The organism is Mesorhizobium sp. W067 (assembly GCF_054719525.1).
Window position 1 is genome coordinate 4,999,316 of the sequence record NZ_JBTTII010000001.1, and the last position, 20,968, is coordinate 5,020,283.

Genomic DNA, 20,968 nt, shown 5'->3' on the forward strand with positions numbered 1-20,968 from the left:
ATCTTGTCGACGCGCGGCGCGTTGACAAGCCCAAAATTGCGTCGGCCATGGCCAATTTGACGCATTGCAGCAAAAAACCGGCGGCGGATCATACGAAAGGCGCAATCGCCAGCCGCGCCATTACCGCCGGCAAAGCCGCAGTGACGTTGCGCTGAACGAGGTCGATGCGCGGCACCACACAGCCGGCAATGGTCGCGCTCGACTCTTCCTGGAAACGCTCCACAGCGTTAGCGGCAACCAGCTGGATCGTAAGGTCGATGACTCCCACAGATTGGAACAAAAGCGGCTTCGGACCAAGTCCGGGCACCTCTGCGAGGCCGGCAATGCTGGCGGGCGCATGGCAGATCAGCCGCCCGAAACGCGCCGCGACAAACAGCTGGTCGTCGCCGATCAGCCGCGCAAACAGCCCGAGCCGGCTGAAATGGTCGATGAGCGCCAGCGCCAGCGTTGTCTTGCCCGAGCCGGACGGCCCGGTGATCAGGACGCCCCGCTCGCCAATCAGGACTGCGGTGGCATGGATGTTCTCGGGTTCCGCGGTGGGATCGGGCATGCGCAGCCGCGATCAGCCTTCGGCCGGCAGCGTAACGACGAAGCGCGCGCCCTTGATGTCGCCGGGCTTGGTGCCGGGGATGTTCTCGGCGGTCAGCGTGCCGCCATGGGCTTCGACGATCTGCCTGGATATCGACAGGCCAAGCCCCGAATTCTGGCCGAACGCCTCGCCGGCCGGGCGGTCGGTGTAGAAGCGCTCGAAGATGCGGTCGATGGCGTCGGCGCGGATTCCGGGGCCGTTGTCGTCGACGGTGACGATGTTGACCTTGCCCGAGCGTGCCAGGGAAATGGCGATATGGCCGTGGTCCTCCGGCACGAAGGAGCGGGCATTCTCGATCAGATTGGTGATGACCTGGCCGATCCTCAGATCATGGCCGGTGACGAAATAGCCTTTGACGCCTTGCGGCAGCTTGGCGGCCTTGAATTCGATCTCGACAGCCTTTTTGTTGCGCGTCGCTTCGCGCGACACGGCGACGAGATCGGTGATGAATTTCTTCAAATCGACCGTGGCGGCATCCTCACGCGCCAGTTCGGCGTCTAGGCGCGAGGCATCGGAAATGTCGGTGATCAGCCGGTCGAGACGCCGGACATCGTGCTGGATGATCTCCATCAGCCTGCCGCGTGAATTGTCGTTCTTGGCAAGCGGCAAGGTCTCCACCGCGCTGCGCAGCGAGGTCAGCGGGTTCTTCAGCTCGTGCGAGACATCGGCGGCGAAGCTTTCGATCGCCTCGATGCGGGCATAGAGCGCATTGGTCATGTCGCGCACCGCGACCGACAAATTGCCGATCTCGTCCTGGCGGTCGGAAAAGTCGGGGATCTCCTCGCGGCTCTTGACGCCGCGCCGCACCCGCACTGCCGCCGCCGATAGCCGGCGCAGCGGATTGGCGATGGTGGATGCGAGCAGCATCGACAGGATGGCGGTGACCAGGGCGGCGATGCCGAACACGCGCAAAATAGCCTTGCGCTCGGCGGCGACGATCTTGTCGATGTCGCCGCCTTCCGTCGACAGCATCAGCACGCCGAGAACGGCGCGGAAGCGCTGGATCGGCACCGCCACCGAAACGATCTGCTCGCCCTGTTCGCTCACCCGCACGATCGTCGACGGACTGCCGGTCAGCGCCTTGACCACTTCCGGGAAGGCCGCACCGTTGCCGCCGGGCTGCTCATGGTAGACGGGCAGGTCCTTGTTGCGGAAGAAGTCGAAGACGAATTTCTGCACGCGCTCCAGCATATCCGGCTGCTCGTCCTCGACCGGAGGCAGGTCGTAGCGCAGGATCTGGCCGCGCGAGTAGAGATGGCGCGAATCGAGCAGCAGATTGGCGTCGCGGTCATAGATGCGGGCCCGGGTGCGCGTCGGCGAAATCAGCCGCCGCAGCACCGGCGCGACGCGCTCGGGATTGATCGGGAAATCCAGATTGTCGAGCTGGTCTGAGCCCGGCCCCAGGCTTTCACCGGCCTGCAGTTCGAGTAGTTTTTCCGGATCGATGCTGATCGAATCGGTCTCGACCGTTGCCGACGCGGCAATGGCGCCGGCGATGATCTCGCCCTGCGTCATCAGGCTTTCGACGCGGGCGTCGATCAGCCCGTCGCGGAAGGTGTTGAGATAGAGGATGCCGGTGACCAGCACGGCGAGGCCGGCCAGGTTGAGGAACAGGATGCGCCGGGTCAGGCTGGAAAAGATGTGGTGGCCGAGGAAGCGGCGCATCGGCACCGTCAACCTCGACAGGAATGCGGGCAGAATCCGCGACCGCCTGACAGCGCTCGTTCGTCTGCTCCGCTGTACATCCACTGCCATCGAATAGCAGCTCCCGCCTAGTCTTTGGTTTTATGCATGTCGTCGTCCCAAAAACGCGACCACTTTTGGGCGACATGCATCAACTCAAGCTTCGCGGAACCGGTATCCGACTCCGTAAAGGGTTTCGATCATTTCGAAGTCGTCATCGACGGCCTTGAACTTCTTGCGCAGCCGCTTGATGTGGCTATCGATGGTGCGGTCGTCGACATAGACCTGCTCATCATAGGCCGAATCCATCAGCGCATCACGGCTTTTTACCACGCCGGGGCGCTGCGCCAGCGAGTGCAGGATGAGAAATTCGGTGACCGTCAGCGTCACCGGCTCGCCCTTCCAGGTGCAGGTATGGCGTTCCTGGTCCATGACGAGCTGGCCGCGTTCCAGCGAACGGGCCTGCTGGCTGGGCGCCTTTGCCGCAGCTTCGCGGGCGCTGGCGCGGCGCAGCACGGCGCGCACCCGCTCGACCAGCAGGCGCTGCGAGAACGGTTTGCGGATGAAATCGTCGGCGCCCATCTTGAGGCCGAAAAGCTCATCGATCTCATCGTCCTTCGAGGTCAGGAAGATCACCGGCAGGTCGGACTTCTGCCGCATCCGGCGCAACAGCTCCATGCCGTCCATGCGCGGCATCTTGATGTCGAGGATGGCGAGATTCGGCGGCCGCGCCGCCAGGCCTTCCAGCGCCGACGCACCATCCGTGTAGGTCTCGACGCGATACCCCTCGGACTCGAGGGCGATCGACACCGATGTCAGAATGTTGCGGTCGTCATCGACAAGCGCGATTGTTGCCATTTCAAGCGGCTCCCTCATGAGCTGTCCCTTCTGTCTTAGAGAAGGGGCTTTTGCAGGACAAATTAGGTACAAAATGTGGCACAGGCTCCACCCGCTGTCGCGGACGGCTTGCCGGCGGCCCCATCGGAACCTCTACACGGGTTGGACGAACACTGTGTGCCAATCCTTTGGGCAACCACCGTGATTTTTTGCACATATAAACGATTTAAACAACTTTCAAAATTTTTAAATCGATTAATGATTTGATATCATTCGAGTTTTCTGGTTCTCACCGTCTCAGCCCCTAACGCGGGCTCGCCGGAAACGCGCCGGCAAAGTGCGGCGAATCCAGAAGAAGGGACCCTTGATGTCGGAAGTCGGCAAACGCAATTCTGCTTGCGCGATCGATCGTATCGGCCTGAAAACCACCGGCACGGTGCATTATAATTTTGGTGCGGCCGCCCTTTATGAGGCAGCGATCCGTCGTGGCGAGGCCCGGTTGACCGCCGGCGGCGCGCTGCTTGCCGAGACCGGCCAGCACACTGGCCGCTCGCCCAAGGACAAGTTTGTCGTCCGCGATGGCGCCACCGAGCCCCATGTCTGGTGGGACAACAACAAGGCGATTTCGGCGGGCCAGTTCGAAATGCTGCTCGCCGATTTCCTTGTCCACGCCGCGAATAGCGATCTCTATGTGCAGGACCTCGTCGGCGGCGCCGATGCCGAGCTGAAGCTGCCGACGCGGGTCATCACCGAATTCGCCTGGCACTCGCTGTTCATCCGCAATCTTTTGATCCGCCCGCAGGCCGCCGAGCTTGAGGATTTCGTGCCGGAGATGACGATCATCGACCTGCCGTCCTTCCGCGCCGATCCGGCCCGCCACGGCAGCCGCACCGAAACGGTGATTGCGGTCGATCTCACCCGCAAGATCGTGCTCATCGGCGGCACTTCCTATGCCGGCGAGATGAAGAAATCGGTGTTCACCATGCTCAACTATCTGCTGCCGGAAAAGGGCGTCATGCCGATGCACTGCTCGGCCAATGAGGGCCCGGGCGGCGACGCAGCGATCTTCTTCGGGCTTTCCGGGACGGGCAAGACGACGCTGTCGGCCGATCCGTCACGTACGCTCATCGGCGACGACGAGCACGGCTGGGGACCGCACGGCATCTTCAACTTCGAAGGCGGCTGCTACGCCAAGACGATCCGGCTGTCGGCCGAGGCCGAGCCGGAGATTTTCGCCACCACGCAGCGTTTCGGCACGGTGCTGGAAAATGTAGTGCTCAACGCCGACCGCGTGCCGGACTTCAACGACGGCCGGCTCACCGAAAACACGCGCTGCGCCTATCCGCTGGATTTCATCCCCAATGCCTCGAAGAGCGGACGGGCCAGCCACCCGAAAAACATCATCATGCTGACCGCCGATGCCTTCGGCATCATGCCGCCGATCGCACGGCTGACCCCGGCGCAGGCGATGTACCACTTCCTCTCCGGCTACACCGCCAAGGTGGCCGGCACCGAGAAGGGCGTTACCGAGCCGGAAGCGACGTTCTCGACCTGCTTCGGCGCCCCGTTCATGCCGCGCCACCCCAAGGAATACGGCAATCTGCTGCGCGAGCTGATCGCCCGCCACGGCGCCGATTGCTGGCTGGTCAACACCGGCTGGACCGGCGGCGCCTACGGCACCGGCAAGCGCATGCCGATCAAGGCGACGCGCGCCTTGCTGGCCGCAGCGCTTGACGGTTCGCTGAAGGCGTCCGGTTTCCGCACTGACGCCAATTTCGGCTTCGAGGTGCCGGTTGCTGTGCCTGGCGTCGAGAGCGCCATTCTCGACCCGCGTTCGACCTGGGCCGACAAGGCAGCCTATGACCGGCAGGCAGCGCGATTGGTCGGCATGTTCGCCGTCAACTTCGAGAAATTCGAGAGCCATGTCGATGCCGTCGTGCTCGGCGCAGCACCCCGCCTGCAGGAAGCTGCGGAATAGTCCAGGCATCTTCACCGAAGCATCCTTGAAAGGCGCGGTCTCGATCGGGCCTTTTCTTTTTTGGTCCGCCGCGCCATGACTGCGGCATGCCTATCGACGACATCATCATATCAGACGAAGCCGTAATCCATCCGGGCGACCTGCACGAGGATTTCATCCGCTCGTCGGGTCCCGGCGGCCAGAACGTCAACAAGGTGGCGACCGCCGTCCAATTGCGCTTCGACGCCGCCAATGCAGCTGGCGTGTCCGAACGCGTGCGCGCGCGCACGATCAAGCTCGCCGGCCAGCGCGCCACCAAGGACGGCGTCATCGTCATCGAGGCCGGCCGCTTCCGCACCCAGGAGCAGAACCGGGCCGATGCCCGGGCAAGGCTGACGGCGCTGGTCGCCAAGGCCGCGGAACCGCCGCCGCCGCCGCGCAAGAAGACCAGGCCGTCGAAAGGCTCGGTGGAGCGGCGGCTGCAAAGCAAGGCAGGGCGCGGCACGATCAAAAAGCTGCGCGGCCGGGTAGAGAACGACTAAGGACCGCGCCGACTGCGCATAAAGCGGCCTCCCCTGCCGCAGCCGCAAGGTTTCGCCATTGCCACAGAAAGGGAGGCCGACAACGGTGGCTTTCGGGTCGCCGTTCTGATTGGCGGTGGCATGGTTTCAGTATCAACCGGAGGCGAAGTCATGCTCGTTCTGCCCAAAGGCGTCCGCCACTTGCCTGGTTATCTGTCCCGCGCGGCGCAGGAAGCGCTGGTCGAAGAGGTGAGGACAATTGTACAGCGGGCGCCGCTGTACGTGCCGGCGATGCCGCGGACCGGCAAGGAGATGAGCGTGCGCATGACCAATTGCGGCACGCTCGGCTGGGTCACCGACAAGGAGCTGGGCTATCGCTACCAGCCAACGCACCCACTCACCGGAGAGCCATGGCCGCCGATCCCGGACGCGCTGCTGCAATTGTGGCGGGAGGTCGCCGCCTATCCGAATCCGCCGGAGGCCTGCCTGGTCAATTTCTATACGCAGGACGCCAAAATGGGTCTGCACCAGGATCGCGACGAAGCCGATTTCTCGGCCCCAGTGGTCTCGGTGTCACTTGGCGACGATTGCCTGTTCCGGGTCGGCCAAGTGACGGGCAGGGGGGCCACACGCGACGGCGGTACCAAATCGTTCCGCCTGAAAAGCGGCGACGTCGTCGTGCTCGGCGGCGAAGGCCGGCTCTGCTTCCACGGCGTCGACCGCATCTATCCGTCGACCTCGGCGCTGCTGAAAAAAGGCGGCCGGATCAATCTGACGCTGCGGCGGGTGACCTTGCCTTGAAGAGGTGAGAGTGCATTCTTGCACTTACTGAACCACTGACCTTGCGAATAAAAGTCCCTAACGGAATTTAAGGTTTCGGCCGCTAGTCTGCGCCAAAACGTCATCATTCCCGGTGTGGATACCATGCTCGAAATCGAATCCGAAGTGATTTGGCGCTACATTCGAAATGCCGCATGGCGCACGGTTTCGATCGCCCGCTCGGATGCATCGCTCTACCTGTTCATTGGCATCTACACTGCAACGGGGCTGGGGTTTCTGGCTTGGGTCGGCGCGCTCCATCGCACCGCATACCAGACCTACGTGCCGATATGGCTTATGGTTTTCGGTTTCGTGCTGCCGGCGGTATCGCTTCTCCTGGAAACCGGCTGGCTTTTGCATCGATTTGAGCGTCGGCGGAAATTTGCTGCGGGCAAGATGTTCTCAGCCGAGCGGATGGCGGTTCTCTTTTCCGGCATATGTCTGTTGATGGGCATCATGATTTTCCAAAGCACCTTCACCTCGGTCAAGAACGGCATGTCCGTCCTGTGGAAAGGTTTCCCCTATGATCGCGCCTTGGCAGATATCGATGCCTATCTGCATTTCGGCACTGATCCGTGGCGATGGCTCTACGTTATCGGCAAGCATGACTGGGTACGGGAATCCGTCGGATGGAACTACGACATGCTGTGGTTCATCATTTGCTACAGCATGCTGTTTTTCATGGTCACGTCACCACGCACCACGCATCTGAAGAGACGCTATGTGCTGTCCTTCATGGTGGTGTGGGTAGTCGTCGGAAACATCCTGGCCGGGCTGTTCATGTCGGCCGGACCGGCGTTCTACGGCTATGTCACCGGCGATGTGCCACGCTTCGGTGAACAGCTTTCGTTTCTTGCGCAAAGCCCGTCGGCGAGTTCCGCCGCCGTGTACCAGCAGTATCTGTGGACGCTCCAGACCGAGGGTGTGACTGGACTCGCGTCGGGAATATCGGCATTTCCAAGCGTTCATGTCGCCTTGATCACCCTGAATGCGGTGTATACCTGGGAGTACGACCAGCGGTTGGGCGCCATCGCATTTCTGTATGTCGCCTTCATAGTCGCGAGTTCGGTCTATCTTGGTTGGCACTATGCGATCGATGGTTATGCGGCGGTCGCGCTCACGATCGCCCTATGTGCGGCCGTCCGCAAGCTGGTACCCGACGGCGAAATCCTGATGCCAGGCCCGGCCCGGCAATCGGCGGCTGGCGGCAGCCGCCCGGAGGCGGCCGTCACAGTTTCCTGAGCGCCACTTCCTCGACCAGATGATTGGCGCCCTTGCGCAGGATGAGGTCGGCGCGCGCTCGTGTCGGCACGATGTTCTCGCGCAGGTTTTTCAGGTTGATGTTGGCCCACAAGCCTTCCGCAATGGCACGCGCGGCGTCTTCCGAAAGCTGCGAATAGCGGTGGAAGAAGGAGTCCGGATTGCGGAAGGCCGTCTCGCGCAGGCGCATGAAGCGGGCGATGTACCATTGGTGGATCAGCTTTTCGTCGGCGTCGATATAAATGGCGAAATCGAAGAAATCCGACAGGAACGGCACTATCTTGCCGTCCTTCGGCAATTTGCCGGGTTGCAGAACGTTGATGCCTTCGAAGATCAGAATGTCGGGCCGGTCGATGGTGACGAACTCGCCGGGGATGACGTCATAGGTCAAATGCGAATAGACGGGCGCGCGGACATTGCGCTGGGCCGACTTGATGCCCGAGAGGAAACGCAGCAGCGCACCGACATCGTAGCTGTCGGGAAAGCCCTTGCGCTCCATCAGATTGTCGCGTCGCAACACCTTGTTGGGCAGCAGGAACCCGTCGGTAGTGATGAGATCGACCTTGGGGCTCGACGGCCAGCGCGCCAGAAGCTCCTTCAGCACGCGCGCCGTGGTCGATTTGCCGACCGCAACCGAACCGGCAATGCCGATGATGAACGGTGTCTTGACCACATCCAGCGCGTTGAAGAAGGCCTGGCGCTGGCGAAACAGCAGCTGGCTGGCCTCGACATGCGCCGAAAGCAGCCGCGAGAGCGACAGATAGATGCGCTTGACTTCTTCCAGGTCGACCGGATCGTTCAACGAGCGCAGACGGTTGATCTCGTCTTCGCCCAGCGTCATCGGCGTGTCGGCGCGGAAGTTCGACCATTGCTCGGCCGAGAAGAAACGATAGGGGGAATATTTCTCGGTCGGAGCGAGCTGGTCCATCGAGTTTCCTGCCCTCTAGAGCATGAGGCCGAAAAGTGTGAAGCGGTTTTCGGGCGACATCATGCTCCCTCTATCAATTGAGAGACGGATTCAGATTTAAGGCCTCGGCCCGAAATCATCCGGCTCTAGCGGTCAGCCTTTAGGCCGGGATGCCTTTTCAGTGACGCCCGAACGGCCGGTGCGGCCCTCAAGCTCCTTCAGCACCTCGCCCAGCGAAACGCCGGCCATGCCAAGCACGACGAGCCAATGATATATGAGATCGGCACTTTCGGAAACGAGGGCTTTCTCGTCGCCCTTGACGGCGGCAATGACGGTCTCGACTGCCTCTTCACCAAGCTTCTGCGCCGCCTTGTCGATGCCTTTGGCGAACAGTTTTGCCGTCCACGAGTCCGGGTCGCCGGAACGGGCGCGTTCGCCAATGATTGTTTCCAGATCGGACAGCGAAAATTCAGCCATGGCGCAGCCTACTGCCTTTGTGGAGTGGATTGAACCGGGTAGTCCAGCCGCATCGGTAGCCCGGCCGCGGCCATATGCGCCTTGGCTTCCGCAATCGTGTAAGTGCCGAAATGGAAGATCGAGGCGGCGAGCACGGCGCCGGCATGGCCGTCGCGAATGCCCTCGACCAGATGATCGAGCGTGCCGACGCCGCCCGACGCGATCACCGGCGCGCGCACCGCATCCGCTATCGCGCGGGTCAGCGCAATGTCGTAACCGGCCTTGGTGCCGTCGCGGTCCATTGAGGTCAGCAGGATCTCGCCAGCGCCGCGATCGACCATTTTTCGCGCGAACTCGACCGCATCGATGCCGGTCTTTTCGCGGCCACCGTGGGTGAAGATCTCCCAGCGGCCGGGCTCTTTCGGCGCCGACACCTTCTTAGCGTCGATGGCCACGACAATACACTGGTTGCCGAACTTGTCGGCGGCTTCGGCGACGAAATCGGGGTTCTTCACCGCCGCAGTGTTGATCGACACCTTGTCGGCGCCGGCCAGCAACAGTTTACGGATATCGGCGACCTGGCGCACGCCGCCGCCGACGGTCAGCGGCATGAAGCATTGTTCGGCGGTGCGGGCGACGACGTCGAAGATGGTTTCACGGTTGTCGGACGACGCGGTGATATCGAGAAAGCAAAGCTCGTCTGCGCCGGCCGCGTCATAGGCTTTGGCCGCCTCGACCGGATCACCGGCATCGATGAGGTCGACGAAATTGACGCCCTTGACGACACGGCCGTTCTTGACGTCGAGGCAAGGGATGATTCGGGCCTTCAGCATCAGCCCTTCTCCATCGTCGCCAGCAACTCGCTTAGCAGTTCGCCGACCAGCGGCGGAACCTCGGCCTGCGCATCGAACGCCGGATCGTAGGCGGAAATGGTGATGCCGGAAATCGGCAGCAGGCCGGCCATGCCGCAGACAGCCTGGCGCAGCTGTTTCGGCTCCGGGCCGCCGGGCGTGGTGTAGCGGTTGGCCTGCAGCGCACCGGGGTCGTGCACGTCGAGATCGAGATGCAGGTGCACCCGCTTCGCATCCGGCGCCTTCAGCCTGCCGCTCGCCGTCGCCCAGTCCGGGCATTCGGTGCGGATGACCGGCAACGTCTTCAACAGCTCCGTTTCGGCCGGATCGAGATCGCGCGCGTTGACCAGCACGCAGCGCGCCGGATCGATCGGCCTGAAGCCGGGGATGGCCGAGGCCATCGGCTTCCAGCACAGGCCGAGAACCGTGGCCAGCGCCATGCCGTCGAGAAAGCCGAAGATGGACGTCTCCGGCGTGTTGAGATCGCCATGCTGGTCGGCCCAGATGATCGCATCGGCATCCTCGCCGGCAACCGCACCGGCCGATGTCAGGCAATTGCCGGCCAGCACGATGGGAAACCGGCCGCGGTCTATGGCGATGCGGACCTCGCCGGAGACGGCACCGCACACGGCAAAGCCGGTGGCGATCTCGCGCTGCTGTTCGTCGCCAACCCTGCCGATATCGGTGACGACGACGTCATGCCCGGAGAGCGTCAGCGCGTCGACAAGCCCGCCGGCGATGAGTGCATCCGGGCCTCGGCCCATGCCGCCGTGATAGTGGCCGCTGTCATAGGAGGCCAGGATGATGGAGATTTTCACGGCCGGGTCTCCATCGCCTTGCGCTGCAGCACCGCCAGCGCCTCGGCCGGATCGATGCGCCCGTCATAGAGCGCGCGACCGGAGATGGCGCCTTCCAGTTTCTTCGCGTCGGGCATGGTCATGCGCACGATGTCGGCGATCGAAGCCAGCCCGCCCGAGGCGATGACCGGGATCGAGACCGCGTCGGCGAGATCTATCGTGGCATCCCAGTTGATGCCGGTCAGAACGCCGTCGCGGTCGATATCGGTGTAGATGATGGCGGCAACGCCGGCGCCTTCGAATTTCCGCGCCAGTTCGATGACGCCGAGGCTGGAGGCCTCGGCCCAGCCTTCGACCGCCACCTTGCCGCCCTTGGCGTCGATGCCCACGGCGATCTTTCCAGGAAATTCCTTGCAGGCTTCCCGGACCAGGTCGGGATCGCGCACCGCCACCGTGCCGAGGATGACGCGGGCCAGCCCGCGGTCGAGCCAGTCCTCGATCTGCGCCAGCGTGCGGATGCCGCCGCCGAGCTGCACCGGGTTTTTCGTCGCCTTGAGGATGGCGCCGACCGCCGCGCTGTTGACGCTCTGGCCCTTGAAGGCGCCGTTGAGGTCGACGACATGCAGCCATTCAAACCCTTGCTCTTCGAAGGCCTTGGCCTGGGCCGCAGGGTCGTCATTGTAGATGGTCGCGGTCGCCATATCGCCGTGCTTCAGCCGCACGCACTTGCCGTCCTTGAGGTCGATGGCCGGAAACAGGATCACCGTTCAGACCCCTTCCACAATGGCGAAATGCGAGGTCGAACAAGCGCGCCGGAATTTCAGCGCTGCCTGGTATTCGGGGGAATGGAAGCAAGCCAGCGCGACCTCGTAGCTTTCGAACTCGACGATCACATGGCGATTGCCGGATGGCCCTTCCGGGCTTGACGACTGACCGCCTCGCGTCAGGAATTTCGCGCCGTATTTGTCGAACGCCGCTTTGTTGGCGGCGATGTATTTCGGATAGTTTTCCGGATCGGTCACATCGACCATCGCCATCCAGTAGCCCTTCTTGCTCATCTCAAGGCCTCCAGCGCAGGAAGTTGGTGATCAGTGCCAGGCCGAGCGCCTGGCTCTTTTCCGGATGGAATTGCGTGCCGGCAAGGTTGCCGCGCTCGACCGCCGCCGTTACCGGGCCGCCATAATCGGCAACGGCCAGCACTTCGTCCGGCCTTGTCGCGTCGAGATGGTAGGAATGAACGAAATAGGCGTGCAGACCCTTGGGCCCGGTCGCAATACCGGAAAACAGCGGGTGCTTGCGGTCGAGGTCGATCGTGTTCCAGCCGATCTGCGGGATCTTCAGCGCCGGATCGGCGGGCGTGATCTCCTTGACGTCGCCGGCAATCCAGCCGAAGCCCTTGGTCACGGTCTTTTCCAGGCCGCGCTGCGACATCAGCTGCATGCCGACGCAGATGCCGAGGAACGGCCGCGCCTTGGCGATCGCTACCTCTTCCACCGCTTCCCACATGCCGGCGACGCCGCGCAGGCCCGCCGCGCAATCGGCATAGGCGCCGACGCCGGGCAAAACGATGCGGTCGGCGCTGCGCACACGCTCGGCATCGGCGGTCAGCTCGATGGCAGCCGCAATGCCGGCTTCATGCGCGGCGCGCTCGAAGGCCTTGGTGGCCGAGCGCAGATTGCCCGACCCGTAATCGATGATCGCGACCCGCATCTCAGGCTTTTCCCGGCGTATGGCTCAGGCCCAGCGTCAGCCCGGTCTGCGCCGGCCGGGCCAGGCTGGCGTCCGGCACGATGCGCGGCAGCGGCGCCGGCTCATCGGCAAGGGCCTCGGCGTCCAGTGACTGGCGGATGTCGGCATCGTCAGGATTGTCGGCTTCGACGACGCCCCATTCATGCCAGCCGCCGCGGCGCAGCGCTGCGAGCCGCAACCCTTGGCCTTCCAGCCCGATATAGAGCGACACCAGCAGCGACAGCGCCGAGCCAGCCCAATCCAGCCCCAGTCTTTCGCCAAGCAGCGAAAGCAGGCCCATGGCGACGAAAGCGAGCCCCGCCTCGATCCAAAGCCGGTGCCAGGCGAGCCACAGCGGCGCCACCAGGAAAGCCAGCCAGGAAAAACCGTCGCGGACCAAAATCGTTGCGTCGGCCGCCTCGGTGCGGCCTGGCGGTTCCATCACGACATAGATGGCCATCAGCCTACCCTTTCAGAGATCCCTTGGTGGAGGGAACCGCTTCCGGCTGGCGCGGGTCGCGCTCCAGTGCGAAACGCAGCGCGCGCGCCACCGCCTTGAAGCAGGTCTCGGCAATATGGTGATTGTTGGCGCCATAATGATTGGTGACATGCAGCGTGATACCGGCATTCTGCGCCAGCGCCTGGAAGAATTCACGCACCAGTTCGGTGTCGAACGTGCCGATCTTGGGCGACGAGAAGGCGACATTCCAGACCAGGAACGGACGGCCCGACACGTCGATCGCGGCCCGCGTCAGCGTCTCGTCCATGGCAAGGTCGACAGAGGCATAGCGCATGATGCCGCGCCGCTCGCCCAGCGCCTTGGCCAGCGCCTGGCCGATCGCAATGCCGGTGTCCTCGACCGTGTGGTGGTCGTCAATGTGCAGGTCGCCCTTGGCCTTTACCGTCATGTCGATCAGCGAGTGGCGCGACAGCTGGTTCAGCATGTGGTCGAAGAAGCCGACGCCGCTCGACATGTCGGATTTTCCGGTGCCGTCGACATCGACCGAGACGCTGATCTCGGTTTCCTTGGTCTTGCGGCTGACTTCGGCGGAACGGGACGCCATGACCTTGTCCTTGTCTTTGGGCATACGACACTTTTGGCAACTGACCGGGGCGAAACGAAAAGACAATGCCTCCAGGCGCTCATTTGCTTGAAAACGAAAGCCTTCTAGCAGCATGATCCGGCGATAGCCAGTTGCGATGCGGATCGCTATCGGCCGTGGCGGAGGCGGTTTGCAATCGTTAGCCCCATGCATACATATGGCCGATCGAAATCCCGCGCCAATCGCCTCATCGGGATCGCGCGAATCGGAGCAGCAGATGTCCAATGAACTGAGTATGCACGCCACGACCATTGTGACGGTGCGCAAGGGCAACAAGGTGGTGATCGCCGGCGACGGCCAGGTCAGCCTTGGCCAGACCATCATGAAAGGCAACGCCAAAAAGGTGCGCCGCATCGGCAAAGGCGGCAATGTCATTGCCGGTTTCGCCGGCGCCACGGCGGACGCTTTCACCCTTCTGGAGCGGCTCGAAGCCAAGCTCGAACAATATCCGGACCAGTTGACGCGCGCCTGCGTCGAGCTCGCCAAGGACTGGCGCACCGACCGTTATCTGCGCCGGCTGGAAGCGATGATGCTGGTGGCCGACAAGTCGGTTTCGCTGGCGCTCACCGGCACCGGCGACGTGCTGGAGCCCGAATTCGGCGTCATGGCCATCGGTTCCGGCGGCAACTATGCGCTGGCCGCTGCCCGCGCGCTGATGGATAGCGACAAGGATGCCGAGGAGATCGCCCGCAAGGCGATGCAGATCGCCTCCGACATTTGCGTCTACACCAACAACAACTTTGTTGTCGAAACGCTCGATGCCGGCTAACCCGCCGGTGCTCTATGATTTTCGACCGGTTACCGAAAAAGACCTGCCGATGATCGCCGGCTGGCTGGCCGAGCCGCATGTCGCCGAATGGTGGGACGACCCCGAGACGGAAATTGCCGGTATCAGGGAGAACATCGACTCGATTTCGGTCGAGCCGCTGATCGTCGAGCTCGAGGGCAGGCCGATCGCCTATCTGCAGAGCTACGATCCGCATCTGGAGGACGGCCATCCCTATGCCGACCAGCCGTTCGGCACGCTCGGCATCGACCTGTCGATCGGCGTGCCGGACCTGGTTGGCAAAGGTCATGGCTCGGCTATCGTCAGGCAATTCGTCGAGCAACTGTTCGAGGAAGGCGCGCCGCGCGTCATCATCGATCCGCATCCCGACAATGGCCGCGCCATCCGCGCCTATGAAAAGGCGGGCTTCAGGGCTATCGATCGCAGACACTCTAGATATGGGGACGTCGTGCTGATGGCCGTCGATGCCGAAGAGAGCGACGCGGAAGAAGGGGAATGAGTTGATGGCGACACCGGGCACTGCCAAAAATTACTCGGCCTATGAAGACAGCTGGCGGATGGGGCTTCTGCTCGTGCTCGCTCTGCTCATCTTCCAGGCCGGCGCGCTTTACGGCATGGGCCGCACGCCGATCTGCACCTGCGGTTACGTCAAACTCTGGCACGGTGTGGTGAACAGTTCGGAGAATTCCCAGCATATTTCCGACTGGTACACGTTCTCGCACATCATCCACGGCTTCCTGTTCTACGCCTTGGCCTGGTTCCTGTTCCCGCGCTCGCCAATCGGTCTGCGCCTGGCATTCGCCGTCGTCATCGAGGGCGGCTGGGAACTCCTGGAAAACAGCCCGTTCATCATCGAGCGCTACCGCGCCGGCACCATCTCGCTGGATTACTATGGCGACTCGATCATCAATTCGGTGTCCGACACGCTGGCCATGGTGCTGGGATTTGTGATGGCGCGAAAGCTACCTATATGGAGCATCGTCGGCCTCGCCCTCATCTTCGAACTGGGTGTCGGCTACCTCATCCGGGACAATCTGACGCTCAACGTGATCATGCTGCTGCATCCGTTCGAGTCCATCAAGCAGTGGCAAAGTGGAATCTAGTGATATGACCACCTTCTCTCCCCGTGAAATCGTTTCGGAACTCGACCGCTTCATCATCGGCCAGAAGGACGCCAAGCGCGCCGTGGCCATTGCCTTGCGCAACCGCTGGCGCCGCCAGCAGCTGGAAGGCCAGATGCGCGAAGAGGTGATGCCGAAGAACATCCTGATGATCGGCCCGACCGGCGTCGGCAAGACCGAGATCTCGCGCCGCCTGGCGCGACTCGCCGGTGCGCCCTTCGTCAAGGTCGAGGCCACCAAGTTCACCGAAGTCGGCTATGTCGGCCGCGATGTCGAGCAGATCATCCGCGACCTGGTCGAGATCGCCATCGGCCTGGTGCGCGAGAAGATGCGCGAGGACGTGAAGGCGCGCGCGCACCTCAATGCCGAGGAGCGCGTGCTGGAAGCCCTGGTCGGCAAGACGGCGAGCCCGGCGACCCGCGATTCCTTCCGCAAGAAGCTGCGCGACGGCGAGCTCGACGAAAAGGAGATCGAGATCGAGGTTGCCGACACCGGCACCGGCGGCATGCCCGGCTTCGAGATCCCCGGCATGCCGGGCGCTAATATCGGCGTGCTCAACATCAACGACATGCTGTCGAAGGCGATGGGTGGCAAGAAGACCAAGGCGCGCAAGACGACGGTCAAGGAGTCCTACGCGCTGTTGGTCAACGACGAGTCCGACAAGCTGCTCGACCAGGACGAGGTGGTGCGCCGGGCGCTCGACGCGACCGAAAATGACGGCATCGTCTTCCTCGACGAGATCGACAAGATCGCCTCGCGCGAAGGTGGCATGGGCGCCGGCGTCTCGCGCGAAGGCGTGCAGCGCGACCTGCTGCCGCTGATCGAAGGCACGACGGTGGCGACCAAATATGGGCCGTTGAAGACCGACCACATACTGTTCATCGCCTCGGGCGCATTCCATGTCTCGAAGCCCTCCGACCTGTTGCCGGAATTGCAGGGCCGCCTGCCGATCCGTGTCGAGTTGCGGGCGCTGGAGAAGGACGATTTCATTCGCATCCTCACCGAGACCGAGGCGAGCCTGATCAAGCAGTATATCGCACTGATGAAGACCGAAGGCGTCGATCTCACCTTCACCGACGACGCCATCGATTCGCTGGCCGGCATTGCCGTCGACCTCAACGCCAGTGTCGAGAACATCGGCGCGAGACGCCTGCAGACGGTGATGGAGCGTGTGCTGGACGAGATCTCCTACGACGCGCCGGACCGCAACGGCACCAGCGTCGCCATCGATGCCGCCTATGTGGAAAAGCATGTCGGCGACCTCTCGCGAAACACAGATTTGTCGCGATTCATCCTTTAAACGAGGGCGCCGGTTCATCCGGCGCCGGTATTAGAGCGCCGCGCGTCCTTTGGACACGCAAAGGTCGCTCTAGCAGTATTGAATCGATGCATCGGACTTTCCAAAAATCGGTTTCGATCTTTGGGCCGATGCTTAGGCAACAATCCGGCTAACAGCTTGATGTGTGGCCGGATGGTATCATCGGGCCACCTTTCGTCTTGCCGGGTGCAAGGGCGCTCTCGACTCAACCGGGAGCACTCCCTAGTTTGCGCGGCAATTCTCTAGACGCAATTCCGGACGGAAAGCCGTTTCACACTTTCCTGGAATTGCTTGGGCGGCGGCGCATGAAAAAACTGATCCTTGTCATTCTCGGCTTGACGCTGGCGGCGACGCTGTTCGCGGCTGACGCGGCGACATTGGTGCCGGCGGGCAACCGCAATGTCGTGCAGCCCGACATACCGGGCGCCTCCAGCCGCCGCACCCAGGCGACCAACACCACCTTCCAGGCCAAATACCGCAAGGTCTACGCCTTGCTTCAGAACGACGTCGAACTGCGCGCCAAGATCAGGAAGGCCGCCGCTGCCTACGGCATCAATCCTTTGCACATCGTCGGCGCCATCGTCGGCGAGCACACCTACAATGTCGACGCCTACGACCGGCTGCAGACCTACTACGTCAAGGCGATTTCCTACCTCTCCAGCAAGCTGTCCTTCGCCTATGACGGAGAGGACATCACCGATTTCGTGCAGCGGCCGGAATTCAAGAAGTGCACGATGTCGGACAGCTACGACCTGTGGGAATGCCGCGAGCAGGTGTGGAACCGCTCCTTCCGCGGCAAGACCGTCGGCGGCACAAGCTTTCCCAACGACCGCTTCGGCGCAACCTTCTTCCAGCCCTACTATGCCGGCCAGACCTTTGGCCTCGGCCAGCTCAACCCGCTGACCGCGCTGCAGATGAGCGATCTCGTGCACAAGGTGTCGGGGCTGCCCGAGCTCGATGTCGGCGATCCCAATGGGGTCTACAAGACCATCATGGATCCGGACCTGACATTGCCCTACGTCGCAGCGACGATCAGGAAGTCCATCGACGCCTACAAAAACATTGCCGGCTTCGACATCTCAGGCAATCCGGGGCTGACCGCCACGCTCTACAATGTCGGCAATCCCGAGCAGCGCGCCTATGCGCTGAAGGCCGAGAACGACAAGCGCCGCGCGGCGGGTGAGGCGGTCAAACTGCCCGAGGAGAATTATTACGGCTGGCTGGTCAACGACAAGCTGGACGAGCTGAAGGCGCTGTTTTAGCGGGCTTAGCTCAGCCGTCTACCTCCCCCTTTGTGGGGAGGTCGGACCGCAGGTCCGGGTGGGGGCCGGTGCCGCACCCCGCCCCGCTGCTTCGCAGCGACCCTCCCCACAAGGGGAGGGTAAGTCAGTCCTTCACGCTGCCAGCAACGACTTCAGCTTCACATCCGGCGACCCCAACGCCTCCGGCGCCGGCCTAGCCCGCTTGGCGATCAGCATCTCGGCCAGCCTGATGTCGCGCGCCACGGCATTGCCCGTACCGAGGCCGCTCGCCGCCACCAGCCTGCCATCCTCGGCCAGATGAAACAGAATAAAAGCACCGTCGCCGAGATCGCGGCGGACCGTGCTTTTGCCCTCGTCCGAAAGGCCGGCGATCTGCAGCGACAAACCATACTGATCCGACCAGAACCATGGCACCGCGGCATGCGCTTCGCGGGCGCCCAGCATGTTCTTCGCGGCCAGCGCACCCTGTTCCTGCGCATTGCGCCAGGCTTCCAGCCGCACCCGCCGGCCAGCATAGACAGCGAGCGGAAACGAGCAGCAATCGCCGGCGGCGAAGATGTCGGGATCGATTGTTTGGAGTTCGCCATTGACGGCGATGCCGTTATCGACGGTCAGGCCCGCTTCCGCGGCAAGCCCGGTCACCGGCACGGCGCCGATGCCGATGACGGCGAGATCGGCGACGATGTCCTGCCCATCGGCGAGCATGATGTGCACCTCAGCGCCGTCGTCGGCGATATCAGCGATGCCCTGACCGGTGAGCACGGTCACGCCTTCGGCCTCATGCGCCTGATGGATGATTTCAGCGATCTCCGCCGGCACCCCGCGCATGAGGATGCGCGGCTGCGCCTCAATGACCGTGACGCTGGCCCCGAGCTTGCGCGCCGAAGCGGCGAGCTCCAGGCCGATAAAGCCACCACCAATGATGGCGATGCGGTTTGCCGGGCTGAGGTGGGCGCGAATGGCCAGCGCGTCGGCAAAGGTGCGGAGGTAGACGCAGCGCGGCCCCAATCCCGGCATCGGCAGCTTGCGCGGTGTCGAGCCGGTCGCCAGCAACAGCTTGTCGTAGGGCAGGGCCGAACCGTCCGACAGCCGCACCGTATGCTCCGGCCGGTCGATCGCCACCGCTTGAACGGAATGGATATGCCGGATGGATTTCTCGGCCAGGATTTCGTCGCTGGCGATCGCCTTGATCTCGGGCGCGTCGCTCGTCATTGCGTCCTTGGACAGGGGCGGCCGCTCATAGGGCAGATGGGGTTCGTCACCCACCAGCGTCACCGGCCCGTCATAGCCCAGTTCGCGCAGAGCAAGGGCTGCCCGCCCGCCGCACTCGCCGGCGCCAATGATGACCATTCCCGCCTGCATGGTCCTACCCGATCTGGATCAGCACTTTGCCGGCCTCGACCTTTACCGGATGCGTGGCGAGATTGACGCAAACCGGCGCGCCGCGTGCCGCCCCCGTCTTGTAATTGAAGCGGCCATTGTGCTTGGGGCACTCGATGATGTCATCCATCACCAGCCCGTCGGCCAGATGCACCTTTTCGTGCGTGCACAGGCCATCGGTGGCGAAGTAGTCGTCATCGGGGCTGCGATAGATGGCGAAGGTGCGGCCGCCATGATCGAAGCGCATCACATCCTCTTCATCGATGTCGCCGGCAGCACAGGCCTCGACCCAGTCGCTCATTTTTTCTCTCCCAAAGCAATTCCAGGAAAAGTGCGTAGCGGTTTTCCGTCCGGAATTGCGTCAAAACAAACAGTCTAACAGGATCGTCATTCCGCCGCGGCGGCGACGGCGTCGTTGTGGAATTCCTCGCGATAGGGCCGCGCCGTCGGCGGCAGTTCGCGCTTGAGGAAATAGTCCTCGTTGCGCAGCTGGCGCAAAAAGGCCGGGATCATCTCGCGGTAGCCGGCCAGGATCGACGGCGTCGGCGCCGGCAGATCGTGCTTGATCAGCGCATGCAGTTTCGGCAGCGCATGATAGGGCACCATCGGGAACATGTGGTGTTCGACGTGATAGTTCATGTTCCAGTAGATGAAGCGGCTGACCGGGTTCATGTAGACGGTGCGGCTGTTCAGCCGGTGGTCGACGACATTTTCCGCCAGCCCGCCATGCTGCAGCAGGCCGACCATGACATGGTGCCAGGCGCCGTAGAGCCGGGGCAGCCCGACCAGCATCAGCGGCAGCCATGAACCGAAATACAGTGCGATCGCGATGGTGACGGCATAGATCGCCGTCCAGATTCGGGCGATGCGAATGGCTTTAGGCTGCTCCTGTTCGGGGATAAAAGTCTTTTCCGCCGCGCTGATATTGCCGGCGGCGTTGCGCAGCATGTCCGACATCGCCTTCCAGGCGTCGATCACGCCGACGAAAGCAAGCGCGACGCGCAACAGGTCCGGCGGCCGCATGACGGAGATTTCCGGGTCGCGGCCGACGATGATGGTGTCGGTGTGGTGGCGGGTGTGGCTCCAGCGCCAGGTCACCGGATTGCGCATGATCATGAAGCAGGCGATCTGGTAAACCGCGTCGTTCATCCACTGGGTGCGGAAGGCAGTGCCATGGCCGCATTCGTGCCAGCGTGAATCGGTGGACGAGCCGTAGAGGACGCCATAGACGAAGAAGAACGGCACGCACCACCAGCTGCCCCAGAACCAGGCGCCGCCGGCGGCACTCAGGATCAGCGCGGCGAGCCAGATCGTGGTGTCGCGGATCGCCGGCCCATCGGAGCGCTGCATCAGCTCCTTCATCTGCTTGCGCGGAATATCGGTGTGATACCACTCGGCCGCCGACAGGCCGGTCTCGACGGCGAGCTTGGCGTCGCGGCCGATCAGGCTGTAGTCGCGCCGGGACGGTGGTGTGGATAGTGTCGCTTCCATAGGGGCTGCCTCCGTCGGCCACAGCATCCGTCAGGACGGATATGTCCATTACAGGCGCCTGTGTCCGAGCGCAAAATAGCGCCATGCGGTGATAGTCTCAA

General features: G+C 62.8%; 24 protein-coding genes. 9 read left to right on the forward strand and 15 right to left on the reverse strand.

Features of this window, described 5'->3' with window-relative positions; all coding sequences use genetic code 11:
* Positions 1-88 precede the first annotated feature (88 nt).
* From ACYG97_RS24490 to ACYG97_RS24500, 3 genes are all read right to left on the reverse strand, one after another.
* Positions 89-550 (reverse strand): HPr kinase/phosphorylase, encoded by a 462-nt coding sequence (locus ACYG97_RS24490; protein ID WP_023732729.1) that lies wholly within the window; start codon positions 548-550, stop codon positions 89-91.
* 12 nt (positions 551-562) lie between these two features.
* Positions 563-2,344: a sensor histidine kinase gene (locus ACYG97_RS24495; RefSeq protein WP_023672307.1), complete on the reverse strand. Its 1,782-nt coding sequence runs from the start codon at positions 2,342-2,344 to the stop codon at positions 563-565.
* Positions 2,345-2,428: 84 nt separating this feature from the next.
* The gene (locus ACYG97_RS24500) at positions 2,429-3,130 is read right to left on the reverse strand and encodes a response regulator transcription factor (protein ID WP_010912942.1); all 702 of its coding nucleotides are present in this window, start codon (positions 3,128-3,130) and stop codon (positions 2,429-2,431) included.
* Between the two features lie 346 nt (positions 3,131-3,476).
* On the opposite strand from ACYG97_RS24500, the gene ACYG97_RS24505 reads away from it, so the two are divergent.
* From ACYG97_RS24505 to ACYG97_RS24520, 4 genes are all read left to right on the forward strand, one after another.
* Positions 3,477-5,087, forward strand: a complete 1,611-nt coding sequence (locus ACYG97_RS24505) for a phosphoenolpyruvate carboxykinase (RefSeq protein ID WP_023732728.1) — start codon at positions 3,477-3,479, stop codon at positions 5,085-5,087.
* Between the two features lie 86 nt (positions 5,088-5,173).
* A complete protein-coding gene (arfB, locus tag ACYG97_RS24510) occupies positions 5,174-5,608 on the forward strand; it encodes an alternative ribosome rescue aminoacyl-tRNA hydrolase ArfB (protein ID WP_023732727.1) in 435 nt (144 codons plus the stop codon).
* A 150-nt stretch (positions 5,609-5,758) separates the two neighbouring features.
* The gene (locus ACYG97_RS24515; RefSeq protein WP_023703765.1) at positions 5,759-6,388 is read left to right on the forward strand and encodes an alpha-ketoglutarate-dependent dioxygenase AlkB family protein; all 630 of its coding nucleotides are present in this window, start codon (positions 5,759-5,761) and stop codon (positions 6,386-6,388) included.
* Positions 6,389-6,511: 123 nt separating this feature from the next.
* Positions 6,512-7,648 (forward strand): phosphatase PAP2 family protein, encoded by a 1,137-nt coding sequence (locus ACYG97_RS24520; protein WP_023681407.1) that lies wholly within the window; start codon positions 6,512-6,514, stop codon positions 7,646-7,648.
* Here ACYG97_RS24520 and coaA read toward each other — a convergent pair.
* The 9 genes from coaA to hisB all read right to left on the reverse strand — a co-directional run bounded on the left by coaA (position 7,635) and on the right by hisB (position 13,469).
* Positions 7,635-8,594 carry a type I pantothenate kinase gene (gene coaA / locus ACYG97_RS24525; protein WP_023672313.1) on the reverse strand — a complete coding sequence of 320 codons (960 nt, stop codon included), beginning with the start codon at positions 8,592-8,594 and terminating at the stop codon, positions 7,635-7,637. The genes ACYG97_RS24520 and coaA overlap by 14 nt on opposite strands.
* A 132-nt stretch (positions 8,595-8,726) precedes the next feature.
* Positions 8,727-9,050 carry a phosphoribosyl-ATP diphosphatase gene (locus tag ACYG97_RS24530; RefSeq protein ID WP_023681408.1) on the reverse strand — a complete coding sequence of 108 codons (324 nt, stop codon included), beginning with the start codon at positions 9,048-9,050 and terminating at the stop codon, positions 8,727-8,729.
* Between the two features lie 8 nt (positions 9,051-9,058).
* Positions 9,059-9,865, reverse strand: coding sequence for an imidazole glycerol phosphate synthase subunit HisF (gene hisF / locus ACYG97_RS24535; RefSeq protein WP_023703763.1), 807 nt, complete (start codon positions 9,863-9,865; stop codon positions 9,059-9,061).
* A complete protein-coding gene (locus ACYG97_RS24540) occupies positions 9,862-10,698 on the reverse strand; it encodes an arginase family protein (protein ID WP_023681410.1) in 837 nt (278 codons plus the stop codon). The genes hisF and ACYG97_RS24540 overlap by 4 nt, the downstream gene beginning before the upstream one ends.
* On the reverse strand, positions 10,695-11,441 hold the full coding sequence (gene hisA, locus ACYG97_RS24545) for a 1-(5-phosphoribosyl)-5-[(5-phosphoribosylamino)methylideneamino]imidazole-4-carboxamide isomerase (protein WP_023703761.1): 747 nt from the start codon (positions 11,439-11,441) through the stop codon (positions 10,695-10,697). The genes ACYG97_RS24540 and hisA overlap by 4 nt, the downstream gene beginning before the upstream one ends.
* Positions 11,442-11,444: 3 nt before the next feature.
* Positions 11,445-11,735 (reverse strand): DUF1330 domain-containing protein, encoded by a 291-nt coding sequence (locus tag ACYG97_RS24550; protein ID WP_023703760.1) that lies wholly within the window; start codon positions 11,733-11,735, stop codon positions 11,445-11,447.
* A 1-nt stretch (position 11,736) separates the two neighbouring features.
* Positions 11,737-12,387, reverse strand: a complete 651-nt coding sequence (gene hisH / locus ACYG97_RS24555; RefSeq protein ID WP_023703759.1) for an imidazole glycerol phosphate synthase subunit HisH — start codon at positions 12,385-12,387, stop codon at positions 11,737-11,739.
* A 1-nt stretch (position 12,388) separates the two neighbouring features.
* Positions 12,389-12,865, reverse strand: a complete 477-nt coding sequence (locus ACYG97_RS24560) for a DUF2628 domain-containing protein (protein WP_023703758.1) — start codon at positions 12,863-12,865, stop codon at positions 12,389-12,391.
* A gap of 4 nt (positions 12,866-12,869) precedes the next feature.
* Complete coding sequence (gene hisB / locus ACYG97_RS24565) at positions 12,870-13,469, reverse strand: imidazoleglycerol-phosphate dehydratase HisB (protein WP_023724184.1); 600 nt, start codon at positions 13,467-13,469, stop codon at positions 12,870-12,872.
* Between the two features lie 256 nt (positions 13,470-13,725).
* On the opposite strand from hisB, the gene hslV reads away from it, so the two are divergent.
* The 5 genes from hslV (at position 13,726) to ACYG97_RS24590 (ending at position 17,996) form a co-directional block, all read left to right on the forward strand.
* On the forward strand, positions 13,726-14,277 hold the full coding sequence (gene hslV / locus ACYG97_RS24570) for an ATP-dependent protease subunit HslV (protein WP_023672322.1): 552 nt from the start codon (positions 13,726-13,728) through the stop codon (positions 14,275-14,277).
* Complete coding sequence (locus ACYG97_RS24575; protein ID WP_023703757.1) at positions 14,267-14,794, forward strand: GNAT family N-acetyltransferase; 528 nt, start codon at positions 14,267-14,269, stop codon at positions 14,792-14,794. The genes hslV and ACYG97_RS24575 overlap by 11 nt, the downstream gene beginning before the upstream one ends.
* 4 nt (positions 14,795-14,798) lie before the next feature.
* On the forward strand, positions 14,799-15,398 hold the full coding sequence (locus ACYG97_RS24580; RefSeq protein ID WP_023695986.1) for a DUF2585 domain-containing protein: 600 nt from the start codon (positions 14,799-14,801) through the stop codon (positions 15,396-15,398).
* Positions 15,399-15,402: 4 nt separating this feature from the next.
* Positions 15,403-16,716, forward strand: a complete 1,314-nt coding sequence (hslU, locus tag ACYG97_RS24585) for an ATP-dependent protease ATPase subunit HslU (protein ID WP_023703756.1) — start codon at positions 15,403-15,405, stop codon at positions 16,714-16,716.
* 323 nt (positions 16,717-17,039) lie between these two features.
* Positions 17,040-17,996, forward strand: coding sequence for a DUF1402 family protein (locus ACYG97_RS24590; protein WP_023732726.1), 957 nt, complete (start codon positions 17,040-17,042; stop codon positions 17,994-17,996).
* A 132-nt stretch (positions 17,997-18,128) separates the two neighbouring features.
* Here ACYG97_RS24590 and ACYG97_RS24595 read toward each other — a convergent pair whose 3' ends face one another.
* The 3 genes from ACYG97_RS24595 to ACYG97_RS24605 form a co-directional block, all read right to left on the reverse strand.
* Complete coding sequence (locus ACYG97_RS24595; protein WP_023732725.1) at positions 18,129-19,346, reverse strand: NAD(P)/FAD-dependent oxidoreductase; 1,218 nt, start codon at positions 19,344-19,346, stop codon at positions 18,129-18,131.
* A gap of 16 nt (positions 19,347-19,362) precedes the next feature.
* Positions 19,363-19,677 (reverse strand): MocE family 2Fe-2S type ferredoxin, encoded by a 315-nt coding sequence (locus tag ACYG97_RS24600; protein WP_023732724.1) that lies wholly within the window; start codon positions 19,675-19,677, stop codon positions 19,363-19,365.
* 86 nt (positions 19,678-19,763) lie between these two features.
* A complete protein-coding gene (locus ACYG97_RS24605) occupies positions 19,764-20,867 on the reverse strand; it encodes a fatty acid desaturase family protein (protein ID WP_023732723.1) in 1,104 nt (367 codons plus the stop codon).
* Between the last annotated feature and the right edge of the window lie 101 nt (positions 20,868-20,968).

Bases quoted from the DNA above. Each gene is read 5' to 3' on its own strand.
- ACYG97_RS24490 (WP_023732729.1), bottom strand. From the start codon at position 550: ATGCCCGATCCCACCGCGGAACCCGAGAACATCCATGCCACCGCAGTC.
- ACYG97_RS24495 (WP_023672307.1), bottom strand. From the start codon at position 2,344: ATGGCAGTGGATGTACAGCGGAGCAGACGAACGAGCGCTGTCAGGCGG.
- ACYG97_RS24500 (WP_010912942.1), bottom strand. From the start codon at position 3,130: ATGGCAACAATCGCGCTTGTCGATGACGACCGCAACATTCTGACATCG.
- ACYG97_RS24505 (WP_023732728.1), top strand. From the start codon at position 3,477: ATGTCGGAAGTCGGCAAACGCAATTCTGCTTGCGCGATCGATCGTATC.
- arfB (WP_023732727.1), top strand. From the start codon at position 5,174: ATGCCTATCGACGACATCATCATATCAGACGAAGCCGTAATCCATCCG.
- ACYG97_RS24515 (WP_023703765.1), top strand. From the start codon at position 5,759: ATGCTCGTTCTGCCCAAAGGCGTCCGCCACTTGCCTGGTTATCTGTCC.
- ACYG97_RS24520 (WP_023681407.1), top strand. From the start codon at position 6,512: ATGCTCGAAATCGAATCCGAAGTGATTTGGCGCTACATTCGAAATGCC.
- coaA (WP_023672313.1), bottom strand. From the start codon at position 8,594: ATGGACCAGCTCGCTCCGACCGAGAAATATTCCCCCTATCGTTTCTTC.
- ACYG97_RS24530 (WP_023681408.1), bottom strand. From the start codon at position 9,050: ATGGCTGAATTTTCGCTGTCCGATCTGGAAACAATCATTGGCGAACGC.
- ACYG97_RS24550 (WP_023703760.1), bottom strand. From the start codon at position 11,735: ATGAGCAAGAAGGGCTACTGGATGGCGATGGTCGATGTGACCGATCCG.
- hisH (WP_023703759.1), bottom strand. From the start codon at position 12,387: ATGCGGGTCGCGATCATCGATTACGGGTCGGGCAATCTGCGCTCGGCC.
- ACYG97_RS24560 (WP_023703758.1), bottom strand. From the start codon at position 12,865: ATGGCCATCTATGTCGTGATGGAACCGCCAGGCCGCACCGAGGCGGCC.
- hisB (WP_023724184.1), bottom strand. From the start codon at position 13,469: ATGGCGTCCCGTTCCGCCGAAGTCAGCCGCAAGACCAAGGAAACCGAG.
- hslV (WP_023672322.1), top strand. From the start codon at position 13,726: ATGTCCAATGAACTGAGTATGCACGCCACGACCATTGTGACGGTGCGC.
- ACYG97_RS24575 (WP_023703757.1), top strand. From the start codon at position 14,267: ATGCCGGCTAACCCGCCGGTGCTCTATGATTTTCGACCGGTTACCGAA.
- ACYG97_RS24580 (WP_023695986.1), top strand. From the start codon at position 14,799: ATGGCGACACCGGGCACTGCCAAAAATTACTCGGCCTATGAAGACAGC.
- hslU (WP_023703756.1), top strand. From the start codon at position 15,403: ATGACCACCTTCTCTCCCCGTGAAATCGTTTCGGAACTCGACCGCTTC.
- ACYG97_RS24590 (WP_023732726.1), top strand. From the start codon at position 17,040: ATGAAAAAACTGATCCTTGTCATTCTCGGCTTGACGCTGGCGGCGACG.
- ACYG97_RS24595 (WP_023732725.1), bottom strand. From the start codon at position 19,346: ATGGTCATCATTGGCGCCGGCGAGTGCGGCGGGCGGGCAGCCCTTGCT.
- ACYG97_RS24600 (WP_023732724.1), bottom strand. From the start codon at position 19,677: ATGAGCGACTGGGTCGAGGCCTGTGCTGCCGGCGACATCGATGAAGAG.
- ACYG97_RS24605 (WP_023732723.1), bottom strand. From the start codon at position 20,867: ATGGAAGCGACACTATCCACACCACCGTCCCGGCGCGACTACAGCCTG.